At 68.5% G+C, this 22295-nt stretch carries 20 protein-coding genes; 13 read left to right on the top strand and 7 right to left on the bottom strand.

Annotated elements, in window-relative coordinates; translation table 11 throughout:
• Positions 1–8: 8 nt before the first annotated feature.
• Together leuD and BLV94_RS11855 are read left to right on the top strand one after the other, a co-directional pair.
• Positions 9–617: a 3-isopropylmalate dehydratase small subunit gene (gene leuD, locus BLV94_RS11860; RefSeq protein WP_072937759.1), complete on the top strand. Its 609-nt coding sequence runs from the start codon at positions 9–11 to the stop codon at positions 615–617.
• A gap of 158 nt (positions 618–775) precedes the next feature.
• Complete coding sequence (locus BLV94_RS11855; protein WP_072937760.1) at positions 776–1474, top strand: HU family DNA-binding protein; 699 nt, start codon at positions 776–778, stop codon at positions 1472–1474.
• 103 nt (positions 1475–1577) lie between these two features.
• On the opposite strand, the gene BLV94_RS11850 is transcribed toward BLV94_RS11855, so the two are convergent.
• The 3 genes from BLV94_RS11850 to cofC all read right to left on the bottom strand — a co-directional run bounded on the left by BLV94_RS11850 (position 1578) and on the right by cofC (position 5523).
• The gene (locus tag BLV94_RS11850; protein ID WP_072937761.1) at positions 1578–2513 is read right to left on the bottom strand and encodes an NUDIX hydrolase; all 936 of its coding nucleotides are present in this window, start codon (positions 2511–2513) and stop codon (positions 1578–1580) included.
• Positions 2514–2548: 35 nt separating this feature from the next.
• Positions 2549–4753, bottom strand: a complete 2205-nt coding sequence (locus tag BLV94_RS11845) for an RNA degradosome polyphosphate kinase (protein WP_072937762.1) — start codon at positions 4751–4753, stop codon at positions 2549–2551.
• A 68-nt stretch (positions 4754–4821) separates the two neighbouring features.
• Positions 4822–5523 carry a 2-phospho-L-lactate guanylyltransferase gene (gene cofC, locus BLV94_RS11840; protein ID WP_306454235.1) on the bottom strand — a complete coding sequence of 234 codons (702 nt, stop codon included), beginning with the start codon at positions 5521–5523 and terminating at the stop codon, positions 4822–4824.
• Positions 5524–5693: 170 nt separating this feature from the next.
• Here cofC and BLV94_RS11835 point away from each other — a divergent pair, with 170 nt between their 5' ends.
• The 3 genes from BLV94_RS11835 (at position 5694) to BLV94_RS11825 (ending at position 9023) form a co-directional block, all read left to right on the top strand.
• A complete protein-coding gene (locus BLV94_RS11835; protein ID WP_072937764.1) occupies positions 5694–6692 on the top strand; it encodes an NAD(P)H-dependent glycerol-3-phosphate dehydrogenase in 999 nt (332 codons plus the stop codon).
• A gap of 4 nt (positions 6693–6696) precedes the next feature.
• The gene (locus BLV94_RS11830) at positions 6697–7821 is read left to right on the top strand and encodes a cystathionine gamma-lyase (RefSeq protein ID WP_072937765.1); all 1125 of its coding nucleotides are present in this window, start codon (positions 6697–6699) and stop codon (positions 7819–7821) included.
• A 95-nt stretch (positions 7822–7916) separates the two neighbouring features.
• Complete coding sequence (locus BLV94_RS11825) at positions 7917–9023, top strand: D-alanine--D-alanine ligase family protein (RefSeq protein ID WP_072937766.1); 1107 nt, start codon at positions 7917–7919, stop codon at positions 9021–9023.
• A gap of 19 nt (positions 9024–9042) precedes the next feature.
• Here BLV94_RS11825 and BLV94_RS11820 read toward each other — a convergent pair whose 3' ends face one another.
• Both BLV94_RS11820 and BLV94_RS11815 read right to left on the bottom strand, forming a co-directional pair.
• Positions 9043–9639 carry a DUF3515 domain-containing protein gene (locus BLV94_RS11820; RefSeq protein ID WP_072937767.1) on the bottom strand — a complete coding sequence of 199 codons (597 nt, stop codon included), beginning with the start codon at positions 9637–9639 and terminating at the stop codon, positions 9043–9045.
• 2 nt (positions 9640–9641) lie between these two features.
• Positions 9642–9875, bottom strand: a complete 234-nt coding sequence (locus tag BLV94_RS11815; protein WP_072937768.1) for an Lrp/AsnC ligand binding domain-containing protein — start codon at positions 9873–9875, stop codon at positions 9642–9644.
• A 192-nt stretch (positions 9876–10067) separates the two neighbouring features.
• On the opposite strand from BLV94_RS11815, the gene BLV94_RS11810 reads away from it, so the two are divergent.
• The 3 genes from BLV94_RS11810 to BLV94_RS11800 are packed head-to-tail and all read left to right on the top strand — an operon-like array spanning position 10068 to position 12250.
• Complete coding sequence (locus BLV94_RS11810) at positions 10068–11045, top strand: thiamine-phosphate kinase (RefSeq protein WP_072937769.1); 978 nt, start codon at positions 10068–10070, stop codon at positions 11043–11045.
• 9 nt (positions 11046–11054) lie between these two features.
• The gene (locus BLV94_RS11805; protein WP_072937770.1) at positions 11055–11576 is read left to right on the top strand and encodes a gamma carbonic anhydrase family protein; all 522 of its coding nucleotides are present in this window, start codon (positions 11055–11057) and stop codon (positions 11574–11576) included.
• Complete coding sequence (locus BLV94_RS11800) at positions 11573–12250, top strand: uracil-DNA glycosylase (RefSeq protein ID WP_072937801.1); 678 nt, start codon at positions 11573–11575, stop codon at positions 12248–12250. Before BLV94_RS11805 ends, BLV94_RS11800 begins: the two co-directional genes overlap by 4 nt.
• A gap of 87 nt (positions 12251–12337) precedes the next feature.
• Here BLV94_RS11800 and BLV94_RS11795 read toward each other — a convergent pair whose 3' ends face one another.
• Together BLV94_RS11795 and rpmB are read right to left on the bottom strand one after the other, a co-directional pair.
• Complete coding sequence (locus BLV94_RS11795) at positions 12338–13126, bottom strand: enoyl-CoA hydratase/isomerase family protein (protein WP_072937771.1); 789 nt, start codon at positions 13124–13126, stop codon at positions 12338–12340.
• Between the two features lie 148 nt (positions 13127–13274).
• The gene (gene rpmB, locus BLV94_RS11790; RefSeq protein WP_005240429.1) at positions 13275–13466 is read right to left on the bottom strand and encodes a 50S ribosomal protein L28; all 192 of its coding nucleotides are present in this window, start codon (positions 13464–13466) and stop codon (positions 13275–13277) included.
• 236 nt (positions 13467–13702) lie between these two features.
• On the opposite strand from rpmB, the gene BLV94_RS11785 reads away from it, so the two are divergent.
• From BLV94_RS11785 to coaD, 5 genes are all read left to right on the top strand, one after another.
• Positions 13703–15388, top strand: a complete 1686-nt coding sequence (locus BLV94_RS11785) for a DAK2 domain-containing protein (protein ID WP_072937772.1) — start codon at positions 13703–13705, stop codon at positions 15386–15388.
• Between the two features lie 8 nt (positions 15389–15396).
• A complete protein-coding gene (gene recG, locus BLV94_RS11780) occupies positions 15397–17655 on the top strand; it encodes an ATP-dependent DNA helicase RecG (protein ID WP_072937773.1) in 2259 nt (752 codons plus the stop codon).
• A 134-nt stretch (positions 17656–17789) separates the two neighbouring features.
• The gene (locus BLV94_RS11775; protein ID WP_072937774.1) at positions 17790–21194 is read left to right on the top strand and encodes a pyruvate carboxylase; all 3405 of its coding nucleotides are present in this window, start codon (positions 17790–17792) and stop codon (positions 21192–21194) included.
• Positions 21191–21757: a 16S rRNA (guanine(966)-N(2))-methyltransferase RsmD gene (gene rsmD / locus BLV94_RS11770; RefSeq protein WP_072937775.1), complete on the top strand. Its 567-nt coding sequence runs from the start codon at positions 21191–21193 to the stop codon at positions 21755–21757. Before BLV94_RS11775 ends, rsmD begins: the two co-directional genes overlap by 4 nt.
• Entirely contained in the window at positions 21754–22248 is a 495-nt protein-coding gene (coaD, locus tag BLV94_RS11765) for a pantetheine-phosphate adenylyltransferase (RefSeq protein WP_015890262.1), read from the top strand. The genes rsmD and coaD overlap by 4 nt, the downstream gene beginning before the upstream one ends.
• Positions 22249–22295: the final 47 nt, after the last annotated feature.

The following is a 22295-nucleotide window of genomic DNA, read 5'->3' as shown; positions in this document are numbered from 1 at the left end:
ATTTTTCGATGGAATCCTTTAGCACACACAAAGGTATCGGCGTTCCGCTGCGGCGATCCAACGTGGACACGGACCAGATCATCCCGGCGGTCTACCTGAAACGAGTGACCCGCACCGGTTTCGAGGACGGTCTGTTCGCCGCGTGGCGGAACGATCCGAACTTCGTCCTCAACGTCGCCCCGTACGACAAGGGCAGCGTTCTGGTCGCGGGACCGGACTTCGGCACGGGCTCCTCCCGGGAGCACGCCGTGTGGGCGCTATCCGACTTCGGATTTCGGGTCGTCATCGCGTCTCGGTTCGCGGACATCTTCCGGGGCAACGCCGGCAAGGCCGGTCTGCTGGCCGCCCAGGTGTCCCAGTCGGACGTCGAACTGCTCTGGAAGTTGCTCGACGAACAGCCCGGTCTCGAATTGATCGTCGACCTCGAGAACAAGACCGTGACCGCCGGAACCACCGTGGTGCCCTTTGCGATTGATGACTACACACGGTGGCGTCTGCTCGAAGGTCTGGACGACATCGGATTGACATTACGGCAGGTAGAAGCCATTTCCGAGTTCGAAAAGGCAAGGCCTTCTTGGAAACCTGTGACTCTTCCGGAGCCCACTTCCGCCGACTGAAAGTTGGAATCGGAGCCCTGTCTCCCAGATAATAAGTTCCTGAGAATGGTGCCGCGTTGTTTGAGAATTGGCGTGGCACATAGACTCCTGCGGTATTCAGGTTTACCGTAGTTCGTAGTCGGTCCGATGATGGACCATTAGTTCGCGGAGGAATTTCAATGAATAAGGCAGAGCTCATCGATGTTCTGACCGAGAAACTGGGCACGGACAGGCGCACGGCAACGGAAGCTGTCGAGCATGTCGTGGACACGATCGTCCGGGCAGTGCACCGCGGCGACAGCGTGACCATCACCGGTTTCGGCGTCTTCGAGCAGCGGCGTCGCGCGGCACGTGTCGCACGTAACCCGCGCACGGGTGAGACCGTCAAGGTCAAGCCGACGTCGGTGCCGGCGTTCCGTCCGGGCGCTCAGTTCAAGGCGGTTATCGCTGGCGGCCAGAAGCTTCCGGCCACCGGTCCGGCAGTCAAGCGCGGCGCAGCGGCGCCCGCCACCAAGGCCGCCGCCAAGAAGGCTGCTGCCAAGAAGACGGCCGCGAAGAAGACCGCCGCCAAGAAGGCTGCACCGGCCAAGACGGTTGCAGCGAAGAAGACTGTCGCGAAGAAGGTCGCTCCCGCCAAGACTGCGGCAGCGAAGAAGACTGTCGCGAAGAAGGTCGCTCCGGCCAAGACGGTTGCCGCGAAGAAGACTGCAGCCAAGAAGGCTCCGGCCAAGACTGCGGCAGCGAAGAAGACCGTTGCGAAGAAGGTCGCTCCGGCCAAGACGGTTGCCGCGAAGAAGACTGCAGCCAAGAAGGCTCCGGCCAAGACGGCTGCAAAGAAGACCGCAGCAAAGAAGGCTCCCGCGAAGCGCGCCAAGTAAGACAGCGCACACGGGTCTTCCCGAACACAGACAGGCGCCGACCCTGGGGGTTGGCGCCTGTCTGTGTCGTTGTCGTTCCCGGACGAAATCCGGCCGGCGGCTCTCAGTCCTTGCGCGTGGGAGGCAGGGGACTGTCGAGGTGGTCGGCGGCGATGAGTTTGCCCCCGGACAGTGAGAGCACCCAGGTGCTCGCCTTTCTGTTCCGTGCCGGGGGGAGTGCGACGCCGTCGATGTCCGCCCACCAGTCGAGCAGATCGGGAATGACGCCACCCTGGCTGCAGATCACCTGAACCCCGCCGAGTGCGGCGATCTTGCGGACCCGGGTACGGGTGGCCGCCGGGTCGGCGGTGTAACTCTCCTCGGACAGCAGCGGATCCAACCGGACGGTCGTGTCCAGCGCGCGGGCCAGCGGCTCGACCGTCTGTGTGCACCGCGTTCTGTCGGCCGACGTGATGTCGGTGGCCCCGAACGCCTCGAGCTGGGCTACGAGGGCGTCGGCCTGGAGTATGCCGTTCGCATCCAGGGGCCGTGTGGCGTCGTCGCCCCTGTACCGTTTCCGACTTCCCGCCTTGGCATGCCGGACCAGGAGCACGGTCGCGGTGTCGGGCGGTTGAGCCGTGAAACGGCGGAGCATCTTGCGATCCATGGGATAGGACAGCTGATCGGCCACGTCCGATACGGGAAGCCACCGCATCAGGTCCACCTCGCTGTTGGGGACGAATTCGCCCGCGCGGGCCTCGGCCGCCCAGTATTCGACTCGTTTCAATCGGCGGTGCCCGGGAATCGGATAGGTCAACGCGCCGAGATGCCTCCCGAGGCGCCCGCGAATACCCGTCTCTTCTTCCACCTCGCGCAGTGCTGCCACCACCGCGGTTTCGCCGGGGTCGAGTTTTCCCTTGGGAAACGACCAGTCCTCATACTTGGGCCGGTGAATGACCGCGATCTCGATCTCGTCGGGATTCTCGGGAGACTTTCGCCACAGCACTGCTCCCGCCGCGAAGATATTGGCTTTGACCGGTTTGCCGGGTGTGCTGCTCACCGAGTTCCTTCCCTACTGCCGCGGGTACGCCGCGATCAGGATCCGGTGCCCATTCGTTTGCGCATCATGGCCTCCTGGTGGTCCCGGACCTCCTCGCCGTGCGCGGGGGACGGAACCCACCGGCCGTCGGGTCCGAGCACCCAGCACCGCGTGACGGGATCGAGCGCCGAATCGACGATCTCGCCGATCTGAGCGGTGAGGCGAGGATCCTTCACCTGCGCCATGACCTCGACGCGTCGGTCGAGGTTGCGGTGCATCATGTCTGCGCTGCCGATCCAGAATTCGTCGGCGCCGCGGAAGTGGAAGACTCGCGAATGCTCGAGGAAACGGCCGAGGATCGACCGGACGTGGATGTTCTCGCTCAGTCCGGGAACTCCGGGCTTGAGGGCGCAGATGCCGCGGACGACGATCTCGACGGGCACGCCGGCCTTGGACGCGCGATAGAGCGCGTCGATCACCTGTTCGTCGACCAAGGCGTTGGCCTTCAGGAGGATTCCGGCGTCTTCGCCCCGCAATTTGTGCGCAATCTCACCGTCGATCCGCTCGATGATGCCCCGGCGCACACCGTACGGCGCGACGAGGAGGTTGCGATACTGCGTTTTCCGCGAGTAGCCGGTGAGCGAGTTGAACAGGTCGGTGAGGTCGGCGCCGATCTCCGGTGCCGCGGTGAGCAGACCGATGTCTTCGTACAGCCGGGCCGTCTTCGGGTTGTAGTTTCCGGTGCCGATGTGGCAGTAACGCCGGATGGTGGACCCCTCGCGGCGGACGACGAGGCACGTCTTGCAGTGAGTCTTGAGCCCGACCAGTCCGTACACCACGTGCACACCCGCGTGTTCGAGCTTGCGGGCCCATTTGATGTTCGCCTGCTCGTCGAATCGCGCCTTGATCTCGACCAGTGCGACAACCTGTTTGCCGGCCTCGGCGGCGGTGATCAGGGCGTCGACGATGGGGGAGTCGCCGGACGTGCGGTAGAGCGTCTGCTTGATCGCCAAAACCTGGGGGTCGGCGGCGGCCTGCTCGATGAAGCGTTGCACGCTGGTGGAGAACGAGTCGTACGGGTGGTGGACCAGGACGTCGCCGTCGCGAAGGGTGGAGAAGACGCTCTTGGGTGTTTCCCGCTCGCCGAACGCCGGATGCGTTGCGGGCACGAACGGTGCGTCCTTGAGGGCGGGCCGGTCGACGGCGTACACCTGCCAGAGGCACGACAGATCGAGCAGTCCGGGCACCTGGATGACGTCGCCGGGGTCGACGTCGAGTTCGCGCAGCAGGAGGTCGAGCATGTGTTCGGTCATGTCGTCCGCGACCTCGAGTCGCACCGGGGATCCGAAGCGGCGGCGGGCCAATTCCCGCTCGAGGGCCTGCAGGAGGTCCTCGTCGCGGTCTTCCTCGACCTCGAAGTCGGCGTTGCGGGTGATGCGGAAGGCGTGGTGTTCGACGATCTCCATGCCCGGGAACAGCATGTCGAGGTGGGCGGAGATCAGATCTTCCAGGGGCAGGAACGCGTCGATGGAGGACGGTGTCTCGTCGCGGCGGACGCGGACGAACCTGCCCACGTTGTCCGGAACCTTGACCCTCGCAAAGTGTTCGCCACCGGTGAGTGCGTCTTTCACTGTCACGGCGAGGTTGAGACTCAGGCCGCTGATGTAGGGGAACGGGTGGGCATGGTCGACGGCGAGCGGGGTGAGGACGGGGAAGATCTGGTCCTGGAAGTGCACCGACAAGCGGTCGCGGTCGTCGTCGGTGAGGTCGTCCCATCCGATGATGGAGATCCCTTCGGCGGCAAGCGCAGGACGCACCGAGTCGAGGAACACCCGCGCGGCCTTCTCCGAGATCTCCTGGGTACGGGTCGCGATCAGCGAGAGTTGCTCGCGAGGGGAGAGGCCGTCGGCTGACCGCACGGACAGGCCGGTCTCGTCGCGGCGCTTGAGTCCCGCGACCCGGACCATGAAGAACTCGTCCAGGTTGGAGGCGAAGATGGCGAGGAATTTGGCGCGCTCGAGCAGCGGCAGCGACGTGTCCTCGGCGAGTGCAAGTACTCGTGAATTGAAATCGAGCCAACTGAGTTCACGGTTGAGGTAACGATCTTCGGGGAGCCCGTCCGTCAGCGCGCTCGTGAGGGCACTCGTCGCAGCGGGGGGAGCCATCGGAACGTTCGTGGGGCTGGCCGTCACGATGCCGTCGCGGGTTCCGTTCTTTCCGTCGACGTCGGTCGGGTGATCGAGTGCTTCTCGGTTGCTCACTCCACGATCATCCCTCGAGAATTCGGCGGCGGACAATTGATGGGGCAAATTCACTCGGCGTGCGCGGGCTACTCGTTTCCGCAGCGCGAGGGCGCGGTGTGTTCGAGGGCGTCGAGTGCGGCTCGCGTCGCAGGTCCGACGCCGAGCGCCTGCGCGGCATCGAGATCGTCGGCGGTGTCGACGTCGGTCCGCAGCCCCGGCCAGTGGCCGTCGAGGGGACGTGCCCCGGAGTCGAGATGCCGCTTCGCCGATCCCGGTCCGAACCGGGGATCGAGGGGAATCGCCGGGTCGCAGGAGAACAGTGCGGCCGTTCCGGTGCCGTGATGATCGACGACCACCGACCTGCCGCCGGTTCTCGCCGCGGCGAGTGCTTCGCCGAATTCGCCTCCGCGCAGTGACGGAAGGTCTGCCTGCAGTGCGACGACGTCGACTCCGCTCTCGTTGCGGCGGACGTGCTCGGCCGCGGCGGCCAGGGCCGCGTTGAGTCCGTGCTCGGTGCCGCCCTCGTCCGGCAGATTTTCGGCGTCGACGGGGGTGGGGTCGGCGTAGACGTTCGCGCCGACGCTGCGGGCGAGCCGGGCCACCGCGGGATCCGGCGTGACCACGGTGACGCCGACGACCGTCGCGACGTCGCTGACGACGGCCAGGGTGTCGCGCAGCATCGACAGCACCAGTCCGGTGCGGTCGTCCGTGTCGAAGACACCCGACAGTCGCGTCTTGGCCGCGTGGAGTTCCTTCACCGCGACGAGTACGTGCGCGCGCGGCGCCACGGATCGGGTCGCTGTGCTCATGCGGATATCTTGCCAGCCCGCGCGGGGTGGTGCGCCGGACGCCCGGTCGCGGCTGAGCAGCGGACGAGTTCGGTAGCGGAGCGGCGCCCGACCTCGGCATCGGCAATACTGTGGGCGACGCATCGGGTAACGAACGACGAGGGGGCTGTGTGAGCAAGGCTGCGGTACTGGGAGCGGGTTCATGGGGGACTGCATTTGCGAAGGTCTTGGCCGACGCCGGGACCGATGTCACCATGTGGGCGCGACGCGCTGAGGTCGCCGAATCGATCGTGTCGCGGCACGAGAACGAGGATTACCTGCCGGGCATCGCCCTGCCTCCGTCGTTGACCGCCACCGACGACGCGCGGGCCGCGCTCGACGGCGCCGACATCGTCGTCCTCGCGGTGCCGTCGCAGTCCCTGCGCGACAACTTGCAGGTCTGGAGTCCGATGATCCCCGCGAACGCGACCATGCTGAGTCTCGCCAAGGGCATCGAGACCGGCACCCTCATGCGGATGAGTCAGGTGATCATTCAGGTCACCGGCGCGGATCCGGGGCGCGTCGCCGTGCTGTCCGGGCCCAATCTGGCCCGGGAGATCGCGATCGGCCAGCCGGCGGCCACGGTCGTCGCGTGCACGGATTCGACGCGGGCGCTCGAATTGCAGAAGGCCTCGGCCACCGGATACTTCCGGCCGTACACGAATTCGGACGTCATCGGCTGCGAGATCGGCGGCGCCTGCAAGAACGTCATCGCCCTCGCCTGCGGTATGGCATCGGGAATCGGTTTGGGAGAGAACACGATTGCGAGCATCATCACTCGCGGTCTCGCCGAGATCATCCGGCTCGGAGTTGCGCTCGGCGCGAAACCCGCCACCCTCGCGGGTCTCGCCGGGGTGGGCGATCTGGTCGCCACGTGCACGTCGCCCCTGTCCCGGAATCGGTCGTTCGGGGAGCGTCTCGGTCAGGGCGGATCGATCGAGAGCGCTCAGGCGGCCACCCACGGTCAGGTCGCCGAGGGCGTCAAATCGTGCTCGTCGGTGCGTGCTCTGGCCGCCAGTTACGACGTCGAGATGCCGCTGACCGATGCCGTGCACCGAGTGTGCCACGAGGGTCTCGTGGTGCAGGACGCGATCGGACAGTTGCTCGGCCGCCGTACGAAGCCGGAGTGAACACGTGAGTGGTGATTCGACCCGCTGCGTCAAAGCTGTTGCAGCAGAAAAGATTCCTGGTTCGCCGATGCAGAGGGGTCCGGTCTTCGCGGCGCCCTACCAGCTGAGCGCGGACGAGGGGAGTGAATCCGACACCTACGCGCGGGCCTCCAACCCGGGCTGGCGCGACCTCGAGTCGGCACTGGCGGCGCTCGAGGGCGCCGCGGGCGCGCTCGTCGTCGGCTCCGGGATGTCGGCGATCACCGTCGTGCTGCGGAGTCTGCTCACCGCCGGCGACACCGTCGTCGTGCCGTCCGACGGCTACTACCAGGTGCGCGCGTACGCGCGGGAGCGTCTGGAGCCGATGGGCATCACCGTGCACGAACTGCGGACCGCCGACATGGCCGGCGAGGCGGCCGCAGCACTGCTGGCCTCCGCCGAGGGGACGACGGTCGTGGTGGCCGAGACCCCGGCCAACCCGTCCCTGGACGTGGTGGATCTGCGGGCCGTGTCCGAGCAGTGCGCGAACGCGGGCGCCGTTCTCGTGGTGGACAACACGACCGCCACCCCGCTCGGCCAGCAACCACTCGAGCTGGGTGCAGACGTGGTAGTCGCCAGCGGCACAAAGACTTTGAGCGGTCACAGCGATCTGCTCATGGGGTACATCGCCGCGTCCGACGCCGACTTCCTGGCCGGCATGGAACGGGAGAGGGCGCTGTCGGGCACGGTGCTGGGCCCCTTCGAGACGTGGCTCGCCCACCGGAGCCTCGGAACGGCGGGGCTGCGATTCGAGCGGCAATGCGCCAACGCCCTGGCGCTCGCGACCCTGCTGGAGACGCACCCGGCGGCCCGCCACGTCCGGTACCCGGGGCTGCCCGGTGACCCCGCGCATGCCGTCGCCGCCGGGCAGATGCGCCGGTTCGGCGGGCTGGTGACGTTCGAGGTGGACTCCGCCGAACAGTTCCACCGGCTGGTGGCCGGCAGCGACCTCCTCGTACCGGCGACGAGTTTCGGCGGTATCCACACCAGCGCCGACCGCCGGGCCCGATGGGGCGACCCCGTGCCCGACGGGTTCGTGCGGCTCTCGTGCGGAATCGAGGACACCGACGACCTCGTCGCCGATCTCGAGAGTGCGCTGTCCGCATTGTGACGTGCGTGCCGCCCGTCGTGTCCTGAGGTCGGCGAAGAAAACGTGAGGAGAGGTGGGTGCGGTGAGTCGGTCACGGCGACGGTACGGTTTGTGTCGTGAGTAAACCGCGTACCCGGGTAGCCGTCATCTTCGGTGGCCGCAGCAACGAGCATTCCGTGTCCTGTGTGTCGGCCGGAAGCGTCCTGAAGAATCTCGACCCGGAACGGTACGAGGTGGTGCCGATCGGCATCACCACCGAGGGTTCATGGGTTCTCGGCTCCACCGACCCCGAGACGCTGTCCATCCGCGGCCGGGCGCTGCCCAGCGTCGATGCCGACGGGTCCGCACTGGCGCTCACCGCCGACCCGACGCGATCCGGCGACCTCGTCGCCCTCGACGACGGCGAAGCGGGCAAGATCCTGGCGTCCGTCGACGTCGTCTTCCCGGTCCTGCACGGCGCCTACGGTGAGGACGGCACCATCCAGGGCCTGCTCGAACTCGCCGGAGTCCCGTACGTCGGTCCCGGCGTGCTCGCGAGCGCGGCAGGCATGGACAAGGAATTCACGAAGAAGCTGCTCGCCGCGGAAGGCCTGCCGATCGGGTTCCAGGTCGTCCTGCGTCCCGGCACAGCGACGCTGACCGACGAACAGAAATCGCGTCTCCACCTCCCGGTGTTTGTGAAACCGGCCCGCGGCGGGTCGTCCATCGGCATCACCCGGGTGGCCGAGTGGGCCGCACTCGACGACGCCATCGCCCATGCCCGCCGGCACGATCCCAAGGTGATCGTCGAATCGGGGATCGCCGGCCGCGAGGTCGAGTGCGGAGTCCTCGAGTTCCCGGACGGCGAGGTGCGGGCCAGCGTCATCGCCGAGATCCGGATGCCGGAAGGCGCCGACGACGACGAGGCGTTCTACGACTTCGACAGCAAATACCTCGACGACGTGTGCGAGTTCGACGTGCCCGCGAAACTCGAGGACTCGGTCAGCGACGAGATCCGCGAACTCGCGGTGCGCGCATTCTCCGCGCTCGACTGCCAGGGACTCGCACGCGTCGACTTCTTCGTCACCGAGGACGGCCCGGTGATCAACGAGATCAACACGATGCCGGGATTCACGTCTATCTCGATGTACCCGCGCATGTGGGACGCGGTGGGCGTCGACTACGGCACCCTCGTCTCGACGCTGGTCGACACCGCCCTCGCGCGCGGCACCGGCCTTCGATAGCGAAACGGCGGTCCGGCGGTCAGGGATTCGCGACCGGCGCCGGATCGAGGGGCTTCTGCGGCAGTGCCTGCGACACCGCGCCGGAGATGTCCTGGAGCGGAGTCGGGCCCACACCGATGGGAACGGTGAGTCCGACGTACACGCCGCGGTCGACGGCGAAATAGCTGCTCGCGTCGATTCCGGCGCTCGCACCGGAGATCTCGAACCACTGCACCCCGTCGATCACCTGAAGCGCGGACGCCTGATCGAACTCCGCGGGACGGTCCAGGCCGCACCGCAGCACGAGGGGTTCGCCCTCGGCCGGCTGCCACGCGGCGGTCGCCTCGGGTGCGGGTTCGGTAAGTTCCGCCCGGGTGTAGTCGCCGAGCGCGTCGGGGAGGCCCGCCATCAGGGCGGCGCACTCCGCGGACCCGGACGCCGGCGCCGGCACCGGCCCCAGCGACACGGGTTCCTTGGCAGGGTTGCGGCCGGCGAAGACCGCGGCCACGACGATGCCGATGATCAGGGCAACGGGCAGTGCCACGGCCGTCGCGATGAGCGCCGGATTCCGTCGCTCCGCGAGGGCCGGGCCGGGAGTGCCGTCGGATGCATTCTGTTCGGGTTCGAGATCGGACATGCTCAGTTCTTGTTCGCAGACTTTTCGGGGACGTCGCAGGTGAGGGTGCGGGTGATGCCGGCGACCTGACGGATCTCCTTGACGACGGGAGCGACGTCGTCGGCGGACACCCGCACGATGACGTCGTACGGTCCGACCACGTCCTCGGCGGTCCGCACTCCGGTGATCTTCGCGATCTCGGTCGCGATCGCCGCAGCCTTGCCGACTTCGGTCTGGATCAGGATGAACGCTTGCACTCTCGCTCCGGCCCTTCCCTGCTCCGCCCCGCAGGTATCTCGGTAGAGTCGCGGGTGCTTCGGCGCGCTGATCGGTCACGTGCCGAGTAGTCCCGGCAACAGCTTGAAGGTACCGCAGTCGCACATTCCGTCGACCGGACCCACGGCCGTCGCGCGGGTCACCCGACACTACGGCGCGCCTGGAGGCACACCATCACACCGACGGATTCCCCGGACCCGACTCCGCCCCGCACCGTCGCCGACGTCGGCGAATTCGCCGTCATCGGCCGCGCGGTGCAGGGCCGGGTGCAGCCCCCGACCACCCTGATCGGCCCCGGAGACGACGCCGCTCTCGTTCGGGCGGCCGACGGTCGGGTGGCGGTGTCCGCCGACATGCTGGTGCAGGACAGGCATTTTCGACTCGACTGGTCTTCGCCGCGAGACATCGGTCGCAAGGCGGTGGCCCAGAACGCCGCCGACGTCGCGGCGATGGGTGCGCGACCGACAGCTTTCCTGGTGTCCCTCGGCCTGCCGCCGGACACGCCGATCGACGTGGCGGACGGCATCTCCGCGGCGATCGGGGAGAGCGCCGAGGAACTCGGAGCCGGTGTCGTGGGCGGGGATCTCGTGCAGGCCGCCCAGGTCGTGATTTCCGTCACCGTCCTCGGTGATCTCGGCGGCAGAAGCCCGATCCGGCGGTCGGGCGCGCGGCCGGGTGACGTGGTCGCGGTGGCCGGGGAACTCGGCCGATCGGCGGCCGGTCTCGCGTTGCTGCTCGGCGGATCCACGGATTTCCCGGACCTTCTCGCCGCGCACCGGGTCCCCACCCCGCCGTATGCCGCGGCGTGGGCCGCCGCGGCCGGCGGTGTTCACGCGATGACCGACATCTCCGACGGGCTCCTCGCCGATCTCGGCCACATCTGCGAACAGTCCGGAGTCGGGATGTCGCTCAGCCGATCCGACGTGACCGTGTCGCCGGAACTGGTGTCGGCGGCGAAGGGTCTCGGCGCCGACCACTGGGAATGGGTGCTCACCGGGGGAGAGGACCACGGCTTCGCCGCCACCTTCCCCGGCGACGTCCCGCTCCCGGCGGGGTGGACCCGGATCGGTGTCGTCCACGACGGGTCCGGCATCTCGGTCGACGGCGAGACCTGGCCGGGGGCCGGCGGCTGGCAGAGTTTCGCGGTATAGGTTGCACGCATGGCTATCTACGCGCTCGGGGACCGCGAACCCGACATCCATCCGGACGCCTACGTCCACCCCGACGCCGTGGTGATCGGAAACGTGACCCTGGCGGCGGGAACCTCGGTGTGGCCGCAGGCCGTGCTTCGCGCCGACTACGGCACCATCACCGTCGGCGCCGACACCAACATCCAGGACGGCACCGTGATCCACTGCACGGTGTTCGATCCCACCGTCATCGGCTCGGGCTGCGTCGTCGGCCACGCGGCGCACATCGAGGGGTCGACGATCGGCGACCACTGCCTGATCGCGTCCGGTTCGATCGTGCTCAACGGTTCGGTCATCGGCGCAGGGTCGATCGTCGGAGCAGGTGCCGTCGTCCCGTTCAAGTTCGAGGTTCCGCCGCGGAGCATGGCGCTCGGTGTCCCCGCGAAGATCCGGCAGGGCTACGAGGTCCCCGAGGGGCACCTCGACAGGAACGTGAAGATGTACGCCGCGAACGCGGCCTACTACCGCGAGTCGCTGCGCAGGCTCGACTGATGGCGGCGCCGCTGTCGGACCTCGTCGAGGCAGGATGGGCCGAGGCGCTCGAACCGGTGGCCGGGCGGATCACGGAGATGGGCGCGTTTCTGCGCGCGGAGATCGCCGACGGTCGTGAGTACCTGCCCGCCGGGGAGAACGTCCTGAGGGCGTTCACCCACCCGTTCTCCGAGGTCAAGGTCCTGATCGTGGGCCAGGATCCGTACCCCACACCCGGTCACGCCGTCGGTCTCAGCTTCTCGGTGGCTCCGGAGGTGAAACCGGTGCCGCGCAGTCTCGGCAACATCTTCACCGAGTACAGCAAGGACCTCGGTTACCAGACGCCGACCACCGGCGACCTCACCCCGTGGTCCCGTCAGGGCGTGCTCCTGCTGAACAGGGTTCTCACCGTGCAGCCCGGACTCCCGGCCGCGCACCGGAAGAAGGGCTGGGAGGCGGTCACCGAACAGGCCATTCGCGCCCTCGTGGCGCGCCCCGAACCCCTCGTCGCGATTCTGTGGGGCCGGGACGCGTCCACCCTGAAACCGATGCTCGGCGACGTGCCGACGATCGAGTCGGCGCACCCCTCACCGTTGTCGGCGTCACGCGGATTCTTCGGTTCGCGGCCGTTCAGCCGCGCGAACGAACTCCTCGACGGCCTGGGCGCGGAACCGGTGAACTGGCAGCTGCCGTAAGCCGCCCGCCCGCGGGACGGCGAGGGCGGCGCGGACGGGACCGTCAGTCCTGCGTGTCCTTCACCGACGCGAAATCCGCACGACGCTTCACTTCACTGATGCGAAATCGGCACGCCTCTTCTCCACGAACGCGTCGACGCCCTCGCGTCCCACCGGGCTGTCGGCCGCGGCGGCGATCGACTCGGCCTCCGCGTCGAGTTGCTCGGCGAGCGTGCGTGACCGCGAATCGCGCACGAGTGTCTTGATCCCCGAGTACGACGACGTCGGGCCGGCGGCGAGGGTGCGGGCGAGCCGGAGCGCCTCGTCCTGGACGACGTCGTCGCCGACGAGGCGGCTGAGGATGCCGAGGCGAACGGCCTCGTCACCGCTGAGAACGGCGTCGGTGATCAGGATCTCACGCGCACGGGCGTCGCCGACGATGCGCGGCAGCGTCCAGGACATGCCGCCGTCCGGCGTGTAGCCGATCGACGGGTAGGCGGGGCGCAGCTTGGTGCCGGGGCCACCGATCGCGACGTCCGTGAGGCAGACGAGGCTCATGCCGGCGCCCGCCGCCCAGCCGTGGACACCGGCGATCACCGGAACGGTCACGGCGTCGAGCGCCCGAACGAAGTCGTGGAAGACGCCCGCCACCTCGGCGACGCACTCGCTGCGCACCGGTGCGGACGCGAAGGCGCGGACGTTGCCGCCCGCGCAGAAGTTCGGGCCCTCCCCGACGAGGAGGACGCTGCCGATCCGGTCACCGACCGCTTCGAGCGCGCGGGCACCCTGCACCAAACCCTCGCCGTCCAGCGAGGTGCCGTTCTCCGCCGTCGCGATCGTGACGCGCAGGACGCCGTCTTCGAGCTGTACTTTGCTGAATCCATCGAGAGAAGTCACCGTTGCACCCTACGTGGGCCCCTGCCGGTGCCCGTCGTGCCCCGATGCGCTGCGACGATGCCGAATCGGGCTGCAGTCGCGACAGAAAAGAACTGCGCCCCCGACACCGAAGTGTCGGGGGCGCAGTGACATCGCACGCAGCGTCGGGTCAGCCCCGAGCAACCTTTCCAGCCTTCAGGCAGGACGTGCAGACGTTGACCTTCCGGGTGTTTCCGGGGGCAACCTCGGCACGAACAGTCTGGATGTTCGGGTTCCAGCGACGGTTGGTACGCCGGTGCGAGTGCGAGACCGACTTACCGAAGCCGGGCCCCTTGGCGCATACGTCGCAGACGGCAGCCATAGTCGCGAACTCCTTCAAGATAGTGAACTGTGAAATTTGCTGGCCTCGTGGAAACAGGGCACAGCAAGTGCGCCCGTAACGAGGCAACCGTGCAAGAGTAGCCGCTCGAGTGGGGAATGGCCAAACCCGGTCCCGAACGGCTCGGACCGCGGGCCCGATCACCGTCCCCCGACTAGTCTGGCGGCACCTTCACCATTCCCCGGCCGGAGAGGACGACTGTGGCCCCTGAGCTCCCGATGGACGGTCGAGTCCTCGAGTTGTGGGCGCGGACCGCCGTCGCGGGACTGGAACGGCGGTGCGAGGAGATCAACAGCCTCAACGTCTTTCCGATCCCGGACTCGGACACCGGCACCAACCTGCTGTTCACGATGCGCGCGGCGCTGGGTGCGATCGACGAGTACGCGGGCGCCGACGGCGGCACCAAGGACGTCCGCCAGGTGGCGATCGCCCTGGCGCGGGGTGCGGTCGCCGGCGCCCGCGGGAACTCCGGGGTGATCCTGTCGCAGGTGCTGCGGGGGGTCGCGGAAGCGGCCGTCGCGTCCGCCGTCGACACCCGGACGGTCCGGACCGGACTGCTGATGGCCACCAACCTGGTGACGGACGCGGTGAGCTACCTGGTGGAAGGCACCATCGTCACCGTGCTGCGCTGTGCCGCCGACGCGGCGGCGGAGTTCCCGGACGAGGCTCCGGTCGCGGACACCGCCCGCGCGGCCGCCGACGCGGCGGCGGCCGCGCTCACCAGGACGCCGTCGCAACTCGAGGTGCTGGGCACCGCAGGCGTCGTCGATGCGGGCGGACTCGGACTCGTGGTCATCCTCGACGCGCTCGTCACCGCCGTCACGGGCGCGCCGCCGGACCGCCCTCCGATCGCACTCCACGTCCCGCGACGCACCCCGTCCGCGCGCCGCGCCGAACCCGTCGCCGTCGGCGAGGTGCAGGCAGCGCACGCGCATCCGGGACCCGGACCCGACTGCGGCGAGGGCTCGGACCAGGACTTCGAGGTGATGTACCTGGTCGCGGAGTCCGACGAGGCCCGGATGGCCGGGCTGCGCGGCGCGCTGAACGACCTCGGGGACTCGATCGTGATCGTCGGCGACGGCGACGGCGGCTGGTCGGTGCACGTGCACTGCACGGACGCGGGCGCCGCCGTGGAAGCCGGACTCGCGGCGGGACGCATCCACGGAATCCGGGTCAGCAGCTTCCTCGTGGACGCCCGGGACCAGGGGCTGCTCGTTCCGCCGGTCCGGACACGGCCGGATCAGGGCGAGCGGGGAATCGTCGCCGTCGTGGCCGGAGACGGCGCCGCCGAACTGTTCGCGAGCGAGGGCGCGACGATCCTGCGCTGCGACGACGCCCCCGTCACCCGCGCCCAGCTCCTCGGCGTCATCCGGCAGATGGGACGCACAGAGGTGCTCGTCCTCCCCAACGGCGCGTTGACGGCGCAGGAACTCGTCGCGGTCAGCGCCGCGGCGCGCGACGCCCGGCACGAGGTCCTGTTGCTCGCGACGTCCGCGATGGTGCAGGGACTCGCCTCCCTGGCGGTGCACGATCCCGAGCGCGAGGCGGTGGACGACGCGTTCGCGATGTCCGAGGCCGCCGCCGCCACCCGCTGGGGGTCGCTGCGGATCGCCCGCGAACGTGCCCTCACCTACGTGGGCACGTGCGAGCCGGGAGACGGCATCGGACTGATGGGTCACGAGGTGATCGTCATCGAACCGGACGCGGTCGCCGCCGGACGCCGGCTCGTCGACCTCGTCCTCGGCGCTGGTGGAGAACTGGTGACACTCCTGATGGGCTCGGAAGCGCCGGAGGGGCTCGACACCGAACTGGCCGATCACATCTCGCAGCGGCACCCCGGCGTCGAGGTGATGATCTACCACGGAGGACAACCTGGAGATCTGTTGCAACTCGGGGTGGAATGAGGAATTCGATGGCCACATTGTCCGACCGGCTCGATCATCTGCTGGGGAAGAAGACCGCCGACGCGCTCGAGGAGGCGTTCGACATCAGCACGGTCGAGGACCTGCTGCGGCACTACCCGCACCGGTACGCCTCGCAGGGCCGGGAGCTCGCCGAGAAGGACCCGCCGGAGGGCGAGCACATCACGATCATCGCCCGGGTCACGTCCGCGGCCGTCGTGAAGATGAAGAACCGGCCGGGCAGCATGCTCAAGGTGGTCCTGTCGACCGACACCCAGAACGTGGACGTCACCTTCTTCAGTCCGCAGAAGGTCAAGCACGTGATCAAGCCCGGCGTGCGCGCGATGTTCTCGGGAACGGTGAAGTACTTCCGCAGCAAGTGGAGCCTCACCCACCCGAGCTACCTCGTCCTTCCCGAACCCCGCGCGGGCAGCGAGGACCCCGTCGTCAACGTCGGCCGGATACGCGGCGCCGGCGACCTCGCGGGCATCGCCCGGGCGTCGCAGGAAGCCGGAGCCGGGGTCGACATGTCGGTGTTCGACCGCGCGCTGATCCCGCTCTACCCCGCCACCCGGGACGTCGAGAGCTGGACGATCATGAAATGCGTCCGCCAGATCCTGGACCAGCTCGACCACGTCGACGACCCGCTGCCGGAGAACGTCCGGGCCGAACGGGACCTGATCGGACTCGACGAAGCCCTGCGGTCGGTCCACCTGCCCGACACCCGCGAGGACGTCGAGAACGCCCACGACCGGTTGCGGTTCGACGAGGCGACCGCGCTGCAACTGGTGCTCGCCCGTCGCCGCCACGACAACGCCGAGCGGGTCGCACCGGCGTGCTCGCCCGTGCCCGGCGGGATCGCGGACGTGTTCGAGAGCATGCTCCCGTTCCAGCTCACCGACGGTCAGCATTCGGTCGCCGACGAGATCTCCGCCGATCTGGCGCAACCACACCCGATGAGCAGGCTGCTGCAGGGTGAGGTCGGTTCGGGCAAGACGATCGTGGCCCTGCGCGCCATGCTCCAGGTGGTCGACGCCGGCTACCAGTGCGCGCTGCTCGCGCCCACCGAGGTGCTCGCCACGCAGCACGCCCGGTCGCTGCGGGCGATGCTCGGCGCCCTCGCGACCGCCGGGGAACTCGGCGCGCACGAGAAGGCGACACGGGTGGCGCTGCTGACGGGGTCGATGGGCGTCGCCGCCAAACGAACGGCCATGAACGAGGCGATCACCGGCGACGCCGGAATCGTCATCGGCACGCACGCCCTGATCCAGGACAACGTCGAATTCTTCAACCTCGGGATGGTGGTCGTCGACGAGCAGCACCGGTTCGGTGTCGAGCAGCGCGACCGGCTGCGGTCGAGGGCGCGGGAGGGCCTGAGCCCGCACCTGCTGGTGATGACGGCGACGCCGATTCCCCGCACCATCGCGATGACCGTGCTCGGCGATCTGGAGGTGTCGACGCTGCGCCAGCTGCCGAAGGGGCGTTCCCCGATCAAGAGCAGTGTGGTACCCGCGTCCCAGAAGCCGCAGTGGGTCGCGCGGGCGTGGGAACGGATCCGCGAGGACGTGGCCGACGGGCGGCAGGCGTACGTCGTGTGCTCACGGATCGGCGACGGCGAGAAGGGCGACGGCGAGGACGCGTTCGACGAGAAGGCGCCCGAGACGAAGTCCGCCGTCGACGTGTTCGAGGAACTGAGCGGCGACATCATGCCCGACCTGCGGGTGGGACTGCTGCACGGCAGGCTGCCCGCGGACGAGAAGGACGCGGTGATGCGCGACTTCACGGCCGGCGACATCGACGTCCTCGTGTGCACCACGGTGGTCGAGGTCGGAGTCGACGTCCCGAACGCGACGATCATGGTGATCGTCGACGCGGACCGTTTCGGCGTCAGCCAGCTGCACCAGCTGCGCGGACGCGTCGGCCGTGGCAAACACCAGGGGCTGTGCATTCTCGTCACGGAAATGAACCCGGGCGGCCCCGCCTACGAGCGACTGTCGAACGTGGCGTCGACCAACGACGGCTTCGAACTCGCGCAGCTCGACCTCGCCACCCGTCGCGAGGGCGACATCCTCGGTGCGGCGCAGTCGGGCACGACGTCGACGCTGCGGCTGTTGTCGCTGCTCGGCCACGAGGACGTCATCGCGGCGGCGTCCGAGTTCGCGCGGTCGGTGATCGCGGACGATCCGCGGCTCGAGAATCACCCGGGGCTGTCGGCGATGGTGACGTCGGCGCTCGACGCCGACCGCATCGAATATTTGGAGAAAACGTGAGAACTTCGCACGTCTGTTTCGGGTCTGTTGCAGAATTCGCACACGTCAGGGGGGTCTTTGTGAAGTTTGTGGAGAATCTTGCAATGTGGGATGCCTGTTCTCCACGGCCGTCTTCGACGGGGTAGTTTGCTCCAATGTTCTCCAAAGTCCTGGTCGCCAACCGTGGCGAAATTGCGATCCGCGCTTTCCGTGCCGCCTACGAACTAGGTGCTGGAACGGTTGCGGTGTTCCCGTACGAGGATCGGAACTCGATCCACCGTCTGAAGGCCGACGAGAGTTATCAGATCGGCGAGGAGGGACACCCGGTTCGGGCGTACCTCTCCGTCGACGAGATCGTCTCCGCGGCCAAGCAGGCAGGCGCCGATGCCATCTACCCCGGCTACGGCTTCCTTTCCGAGAACCCGGATCTCGCCGCCGCGTGCGCCGAGGCGGGCATCACGTTCGTCGGTCCCTCCGCCGAGGTGCTCGAGCTCACCGGAAACAAGGCGCGCGCGATCGCCGCGGCGAAGGCGGCCGGTCTGCCGGTGCTGGCGTCGTCGGAGCCGTCCGCCGATGTGAACGAGTTGCTGGCCGCGGCCGAGACCATGCAGTTCCCGCTGTTCGTGAAGGCCGTCGCAGGCGGCGGTGGCCGCGGCATGCGCCGGGTCGCCGAGCGGGCACAGCTCAAGGAGTCCATCGAGGCGGCCGCCCGCGAGGCCGAGTCGGCGTTCGGTGACCCGACGGTGTTCCTCGAGCAGGCGGTCGTCGACCCGCGGCACATCGAGGTCCAGATCCTGGCCGACGGTCAGGGCAACGTCATCCACCTGTTCGAGCGGGACTGCTCGCTGCAGCGCAGGCACCAGAAGGTCATCGAACTCGCGCCGGCCCCGAACCTTCCGGAAGAGCTGCGGGCGAAGATCTGCGCCGACGCCGTCGCGTTCGCGAAGGAGATCAACTACTCCTGTGCGGGCACCGTCGAATTCCTCCTCGACACCCGCGGCAACCACGTGTTCATCGAAATGAACCCGCGCATCCAGGTCGAGCACACCGTCACCGAAGAGGTCACCGACGTCGACCTCGTGCAGTCCCAGCTGCGGATCGCGTCGGGGGAGACCCTCGCCGATCTGGGCCTGAGTCAGGACAAGATCACGCTGCGCGGTGCGGCGTTGCAGTGCCGCATCACCACCGAGGACCCGGCCAACGGGTTCCGTCCGGACACCGGCCGGATCACCGCGTACCGCACACCGGGCGGCGCCGGCATCCGTCTCGACGGCGGTGCCACCCTCGGCGCCGAGGTGGGCGCGTACTTCGACTCGATGCTCGTCAAGCTCACCTGCCGCGGCCGCGACCTCGAAACCGCGGTCGCCCGGGCCCGCCGCGCGGTCACCGAGTTCCGCATCCGCGGCGTGTCGACGAACATCCCGTTCCTGCAGGCCGTGCTCGACGACCCCGATTTCAAGGCGGGCCGGGTCACCACCTCGTTCATCGAGGAACGCCCCGAGCTGCTCACGCTGCGCAGCTCCGCCGACCGTGGCACCAAGATCCTGTCCTACCTCGCCGACGTGACGGTCAACAAGCCGCACGGCGAGCGGCCGTCGGCGGTGTACCCGCGCGACAAGCTGCCCCAGATCGACCTGTCCGCCCCGCCGCAGGACGGCAGCCGCCAGAAGCTCCTCGCCCTCGGGCCGGAGGGATTCGCCAAGGCACTGCGGGAGCAGAAGGCACTCGCGGTCACCGAGACCACGTTCCGCGACGCCCACCAGTCGCTGCTCGCGACCCGTGTGCGCACCAGCGGTCTGCTCGACGTCGCCGGGCACGTCGCCCGGATGACCCCGGAACTGCTCTCGATCGAGGCGTGGGGCGGTGCCACCTACGATGTGGCGCTGCGGTTCCTGCACGAGGACCCCTGGTACCGGCTGTCGGCGCTGCGTGAGGCCGTGCCCAACATCTGCCTGCAGATGCTGCTGCGCGGCCGGAACACCGTCGGGTACACCCCGTACCCGGAGAAGGTGACGCGGGCGTTCGTCGAGGAGGCCACGAACAGCGGCATCGACATCTTCCGCATCTTCGACGCCCTCAACAACGTCGACCAGATGCGGCCGGCCATCGACGCCGTCCGCGAGACCGGCACCTCGGTCGCCGAGGTCGCCCTGTCCTACACCGGCGACCTGTCGAACCCGAACGAGAAGCTGTACACCCTCGACTACTACCTGCGCCTGGCGGAGGAGATCGTCGAGGCCGGTGCGCACATCATCGCGATCAAGGACATGGCCGGACTGCTCCGCGCCCCGGCCGCCACCACGCTGGTGACCGCGCTGCGGAAGAACTTCGACCTGCCCGTGCACGTGCACACCCACGACACCCCGGGCGGACAGCTCGCGACGTACCTGGCCGCGTGGCAGGCGGGCGCGGACGCCGTCGACGGCGCGTCGGCCGCACTGGCGGGCACCACCAGCCAGCCGGCGTTGTCGGCCATCGTGGCCGCGGCGGCGCACTCGGAGCACGACACCGGCCTGGACCTGCAGGCCGTGTGCGACCTCGAGCCGTACTGGGAGGCGCTCCGCAAGGTCTACAAGCCGTTCGAGTCCGGGCTGCCCGCCCCCACCGGGCGTGTCTACACGCACGAGATCCCGGGCGGTCAGCTGTCGAACCTGCGCACACAGGCAGTGGCCCTCGGGCTCGGCGACAAGTTCGAGGAGGTCGAGGCCAAGTACGCGGCCGCCGACCGGATGCTCGGCCGCCTCGTGAAGGTCACCCCGTCGTCGAAGGTGGTCGGCGACCTCGCCCTGCACCTCGTCGGCTCCGGTGCCTCCACCGAGGAGTTCAAGGAGAACCCCGCGAAGTTCGACATCCCCGACTCGGTGGTCGGGTTCCTGCGCGGCGAACTGGGCACCCCGCCCGGTGGCTGGCCGGAACCGTTCCGCACCCGGGCACTCGAAGGCCGTGGCGACGCCAAGCCCGAGGTGCCGCTGTCCGCGGAGGACGAGAAGGCCCTCGCCGGCACGTCCGCGGAGCGCCGCGCGACGCTGAACCGGCTGCTGTTCCCCGGCCCGACGAAGGAATTCCTCGAGCACCGGGACAAGTACGGCGACACCTCGCAGCTGTCGGCGAACCAGTTCTTCTACGGACTGCGCCGCGGCGACGAGCACCGGGTCCGCCTCGCGCAGGGTGTCGAGCTGCTCATCGGGCTCGAGGCCATTTCCGAACCCGACGAGCGTGGATACCGCACCGTCATGGCCATCCTCAACGGGCAGTTGCGTCCGGTGTCGGTGCGTGACCGGTCGATCTCCAGTGAGATCCCGGCCGCGGAGAAGGCCGACAAGAACAACCCCGGCCACGTGCCGGCGCCGTTCGCCGGTGTGGTGACCCTCGCCGTCACCGAGGGCCAGCATGTCGCCGCCGGCGACACGATCGCCACCATCGAGGCCATGAAGATGGAAGCGGCCATCACCGCACCCCGCGGTGGCACCGTCTCCCGGCTGGCCATCGGTTCGGTTCAGCAGGTGGAGGGCGGCGACCTCCTCGCCGTCGTGGCGACGGGGGAGTCCGCGAGCGAGTGACTCGGATCATCGCGGGACTCGCGGGCGGTCGACGCCTGCGGGTCCCGCCGAGCGGGACCCGGCCCACCTCGGACCGGGTCCGCGAGGCATTGTTCAGCGCCCTGCACAGCAGGATGGACCTCGAGGGCGCGTCCGTCCTCGATCTCTACGCGGGATCGGGGGCGCTCGGCCTCGAGGCGCTGTCCCGGGGTGCGGATCGCGTCGTCCTCGTCGAGTCCGACTCGAAGGCGACAGGCATCATCAAACACAACGTGACGACGGTCGGCCTGCCCGGCGCGGAAGTCCGCGGCGCCCCGGTGGCCGCGGTGCTCGCGGGCACCGCCGACCGGCCGTACGACCTGGTGATGGCGGATCCGCCATACGCCGTCGACGATGCGGCGGTGCAGACGGTCCTCGGTCACCTGCGGGTGAACGGCTGGGTCGGCGACGGCTCGATCGTGGTGCTCGAGCGGTCGTCGAGGTCACCCGAGACGGCCTGGCCCGACGGCTTCGCGCCCGTCAAGGCGAAGAAGTACGGTGAGGCGAGAATCGAATTGGCGACCTGCTACGGTCTGGACTCATGACTGGCGCTGTCTGCCCCGGATCCTTCGACCCCGTGACCAATGGCCACCTTGACGTGATCGGCAGAGCTGCCGCGCAGTTCGACGAGGTCATCGTGACGGTCATGGTCAACAAGAACAAGCGTGGCCTTTTCACCGTCGAGGAACGCATCGAGATGCTCGAAGACTCGACCGCCGATCTGCCCAACGTGCGGGTCTCCTCCTGGCACGGCCTGCTGGTGGATTACGCCAAGCAGCAAGGGATCACGGCGATCGTCAAGGGCCTGCGCGGTGCCAACGACTTCGACTACGAGCTGCAGATGGCGCAAATGAACCAGAAGCTCAGTGGTGTCGACACCCTCTTCATCCCGACCAACCCCACTTACAGCTACCTGTCGAGTTCGCTCGTGAAGGAAGTGGCCACCTTCGGTGGCGACGTCTCCGACATGCTCCCGGAGAAGGTGCACGCCCGCCTTCTCACGAGGATCGCCGAGCGCGCCGCCGAGAGCAGCTGATACCCGACACACCGGCTGCCAGGACCCGCCCGCGGCGTCCGGTCGTG

This window comes from Rhodococcus koreensis (assembly GCF_900105905.1).
Lineage (GTDB): Bacteria > Actinomycetota > Actinomycetes > Mycobacteriales > Mycobacteriaceae > Rhodococcus_F > Rhodococcus_F koreensis.
Note: the sequence above shows the minus strand (reverse complement) of the source record. Positions and strands in the feature narration are given on the sequence as shown.

Excerpts from the sequence above, each read along its gene's own strand:
- BLV94_RS11855 (WP_072937760.1), top strand. The coding sequence starts at position 776 with ATGAATAAGGCAGAGCTCATCGATGTTCTGACCGAGAAACTGGGCACG.
- BLV94_RS11805 (WP_072937770.1), top strand. The coding sequence starts at position 11,055 with ATGGCTATCTACGCGCTCGGGGACCGCGAACCCGACATCCATCCGGAC.
- leuD (WP_072937759.1), top strand. The coding sequence starts at position 9 with ATGGAATCCTTTAGCACACACAAAGGTATCGGCGTTCCGCTGCGGCGA.
- BLV94_RS11785 (WP_072937772.1), top strand. The coding sequence starts at position 13,703 with ATGGACGGTCGAGTCCTCGAGTTGTGGGCGCGGACCGCCGTCGCGGGA.
- rpmB (WP_005240429.1), bottom strand. The coding sequence starts at position 13,466 with ATGGCTGCCGTCTGCGACGTATGCGCCAAGGGGCCCGGCTTCGGTAAG.
- recG (WP_072937773.1), top strand. The coding sequence starts at position 15,397 with ATGGCCACATTGTCCGACCGGCTCGATCATCTGCTGGGGAAGAAGACC.
- coaD (WP_015890262.1), top strand. The coding sequence starts at position 21,754 with ATGACTGGCGCTGTCTGCCCCGGATCCTTCGACCCCGTGACCAATGGC.
- BLV94_RS11820 (WP_072937767.1), bottom strand. The coding sequence starts at position 9,639 with ATGTCCGATCTCGAACCCGAACAGAATGCATCCGACGGCACTCCCGGC.
- BLV94_RS11775 (WP_072937774.1), top strand. The coding sequence starts at position 17,790 with ATGTTCTCCAAAGTCCTGGTCGCCAACCGTGGCGAAATTGCGATCCGC.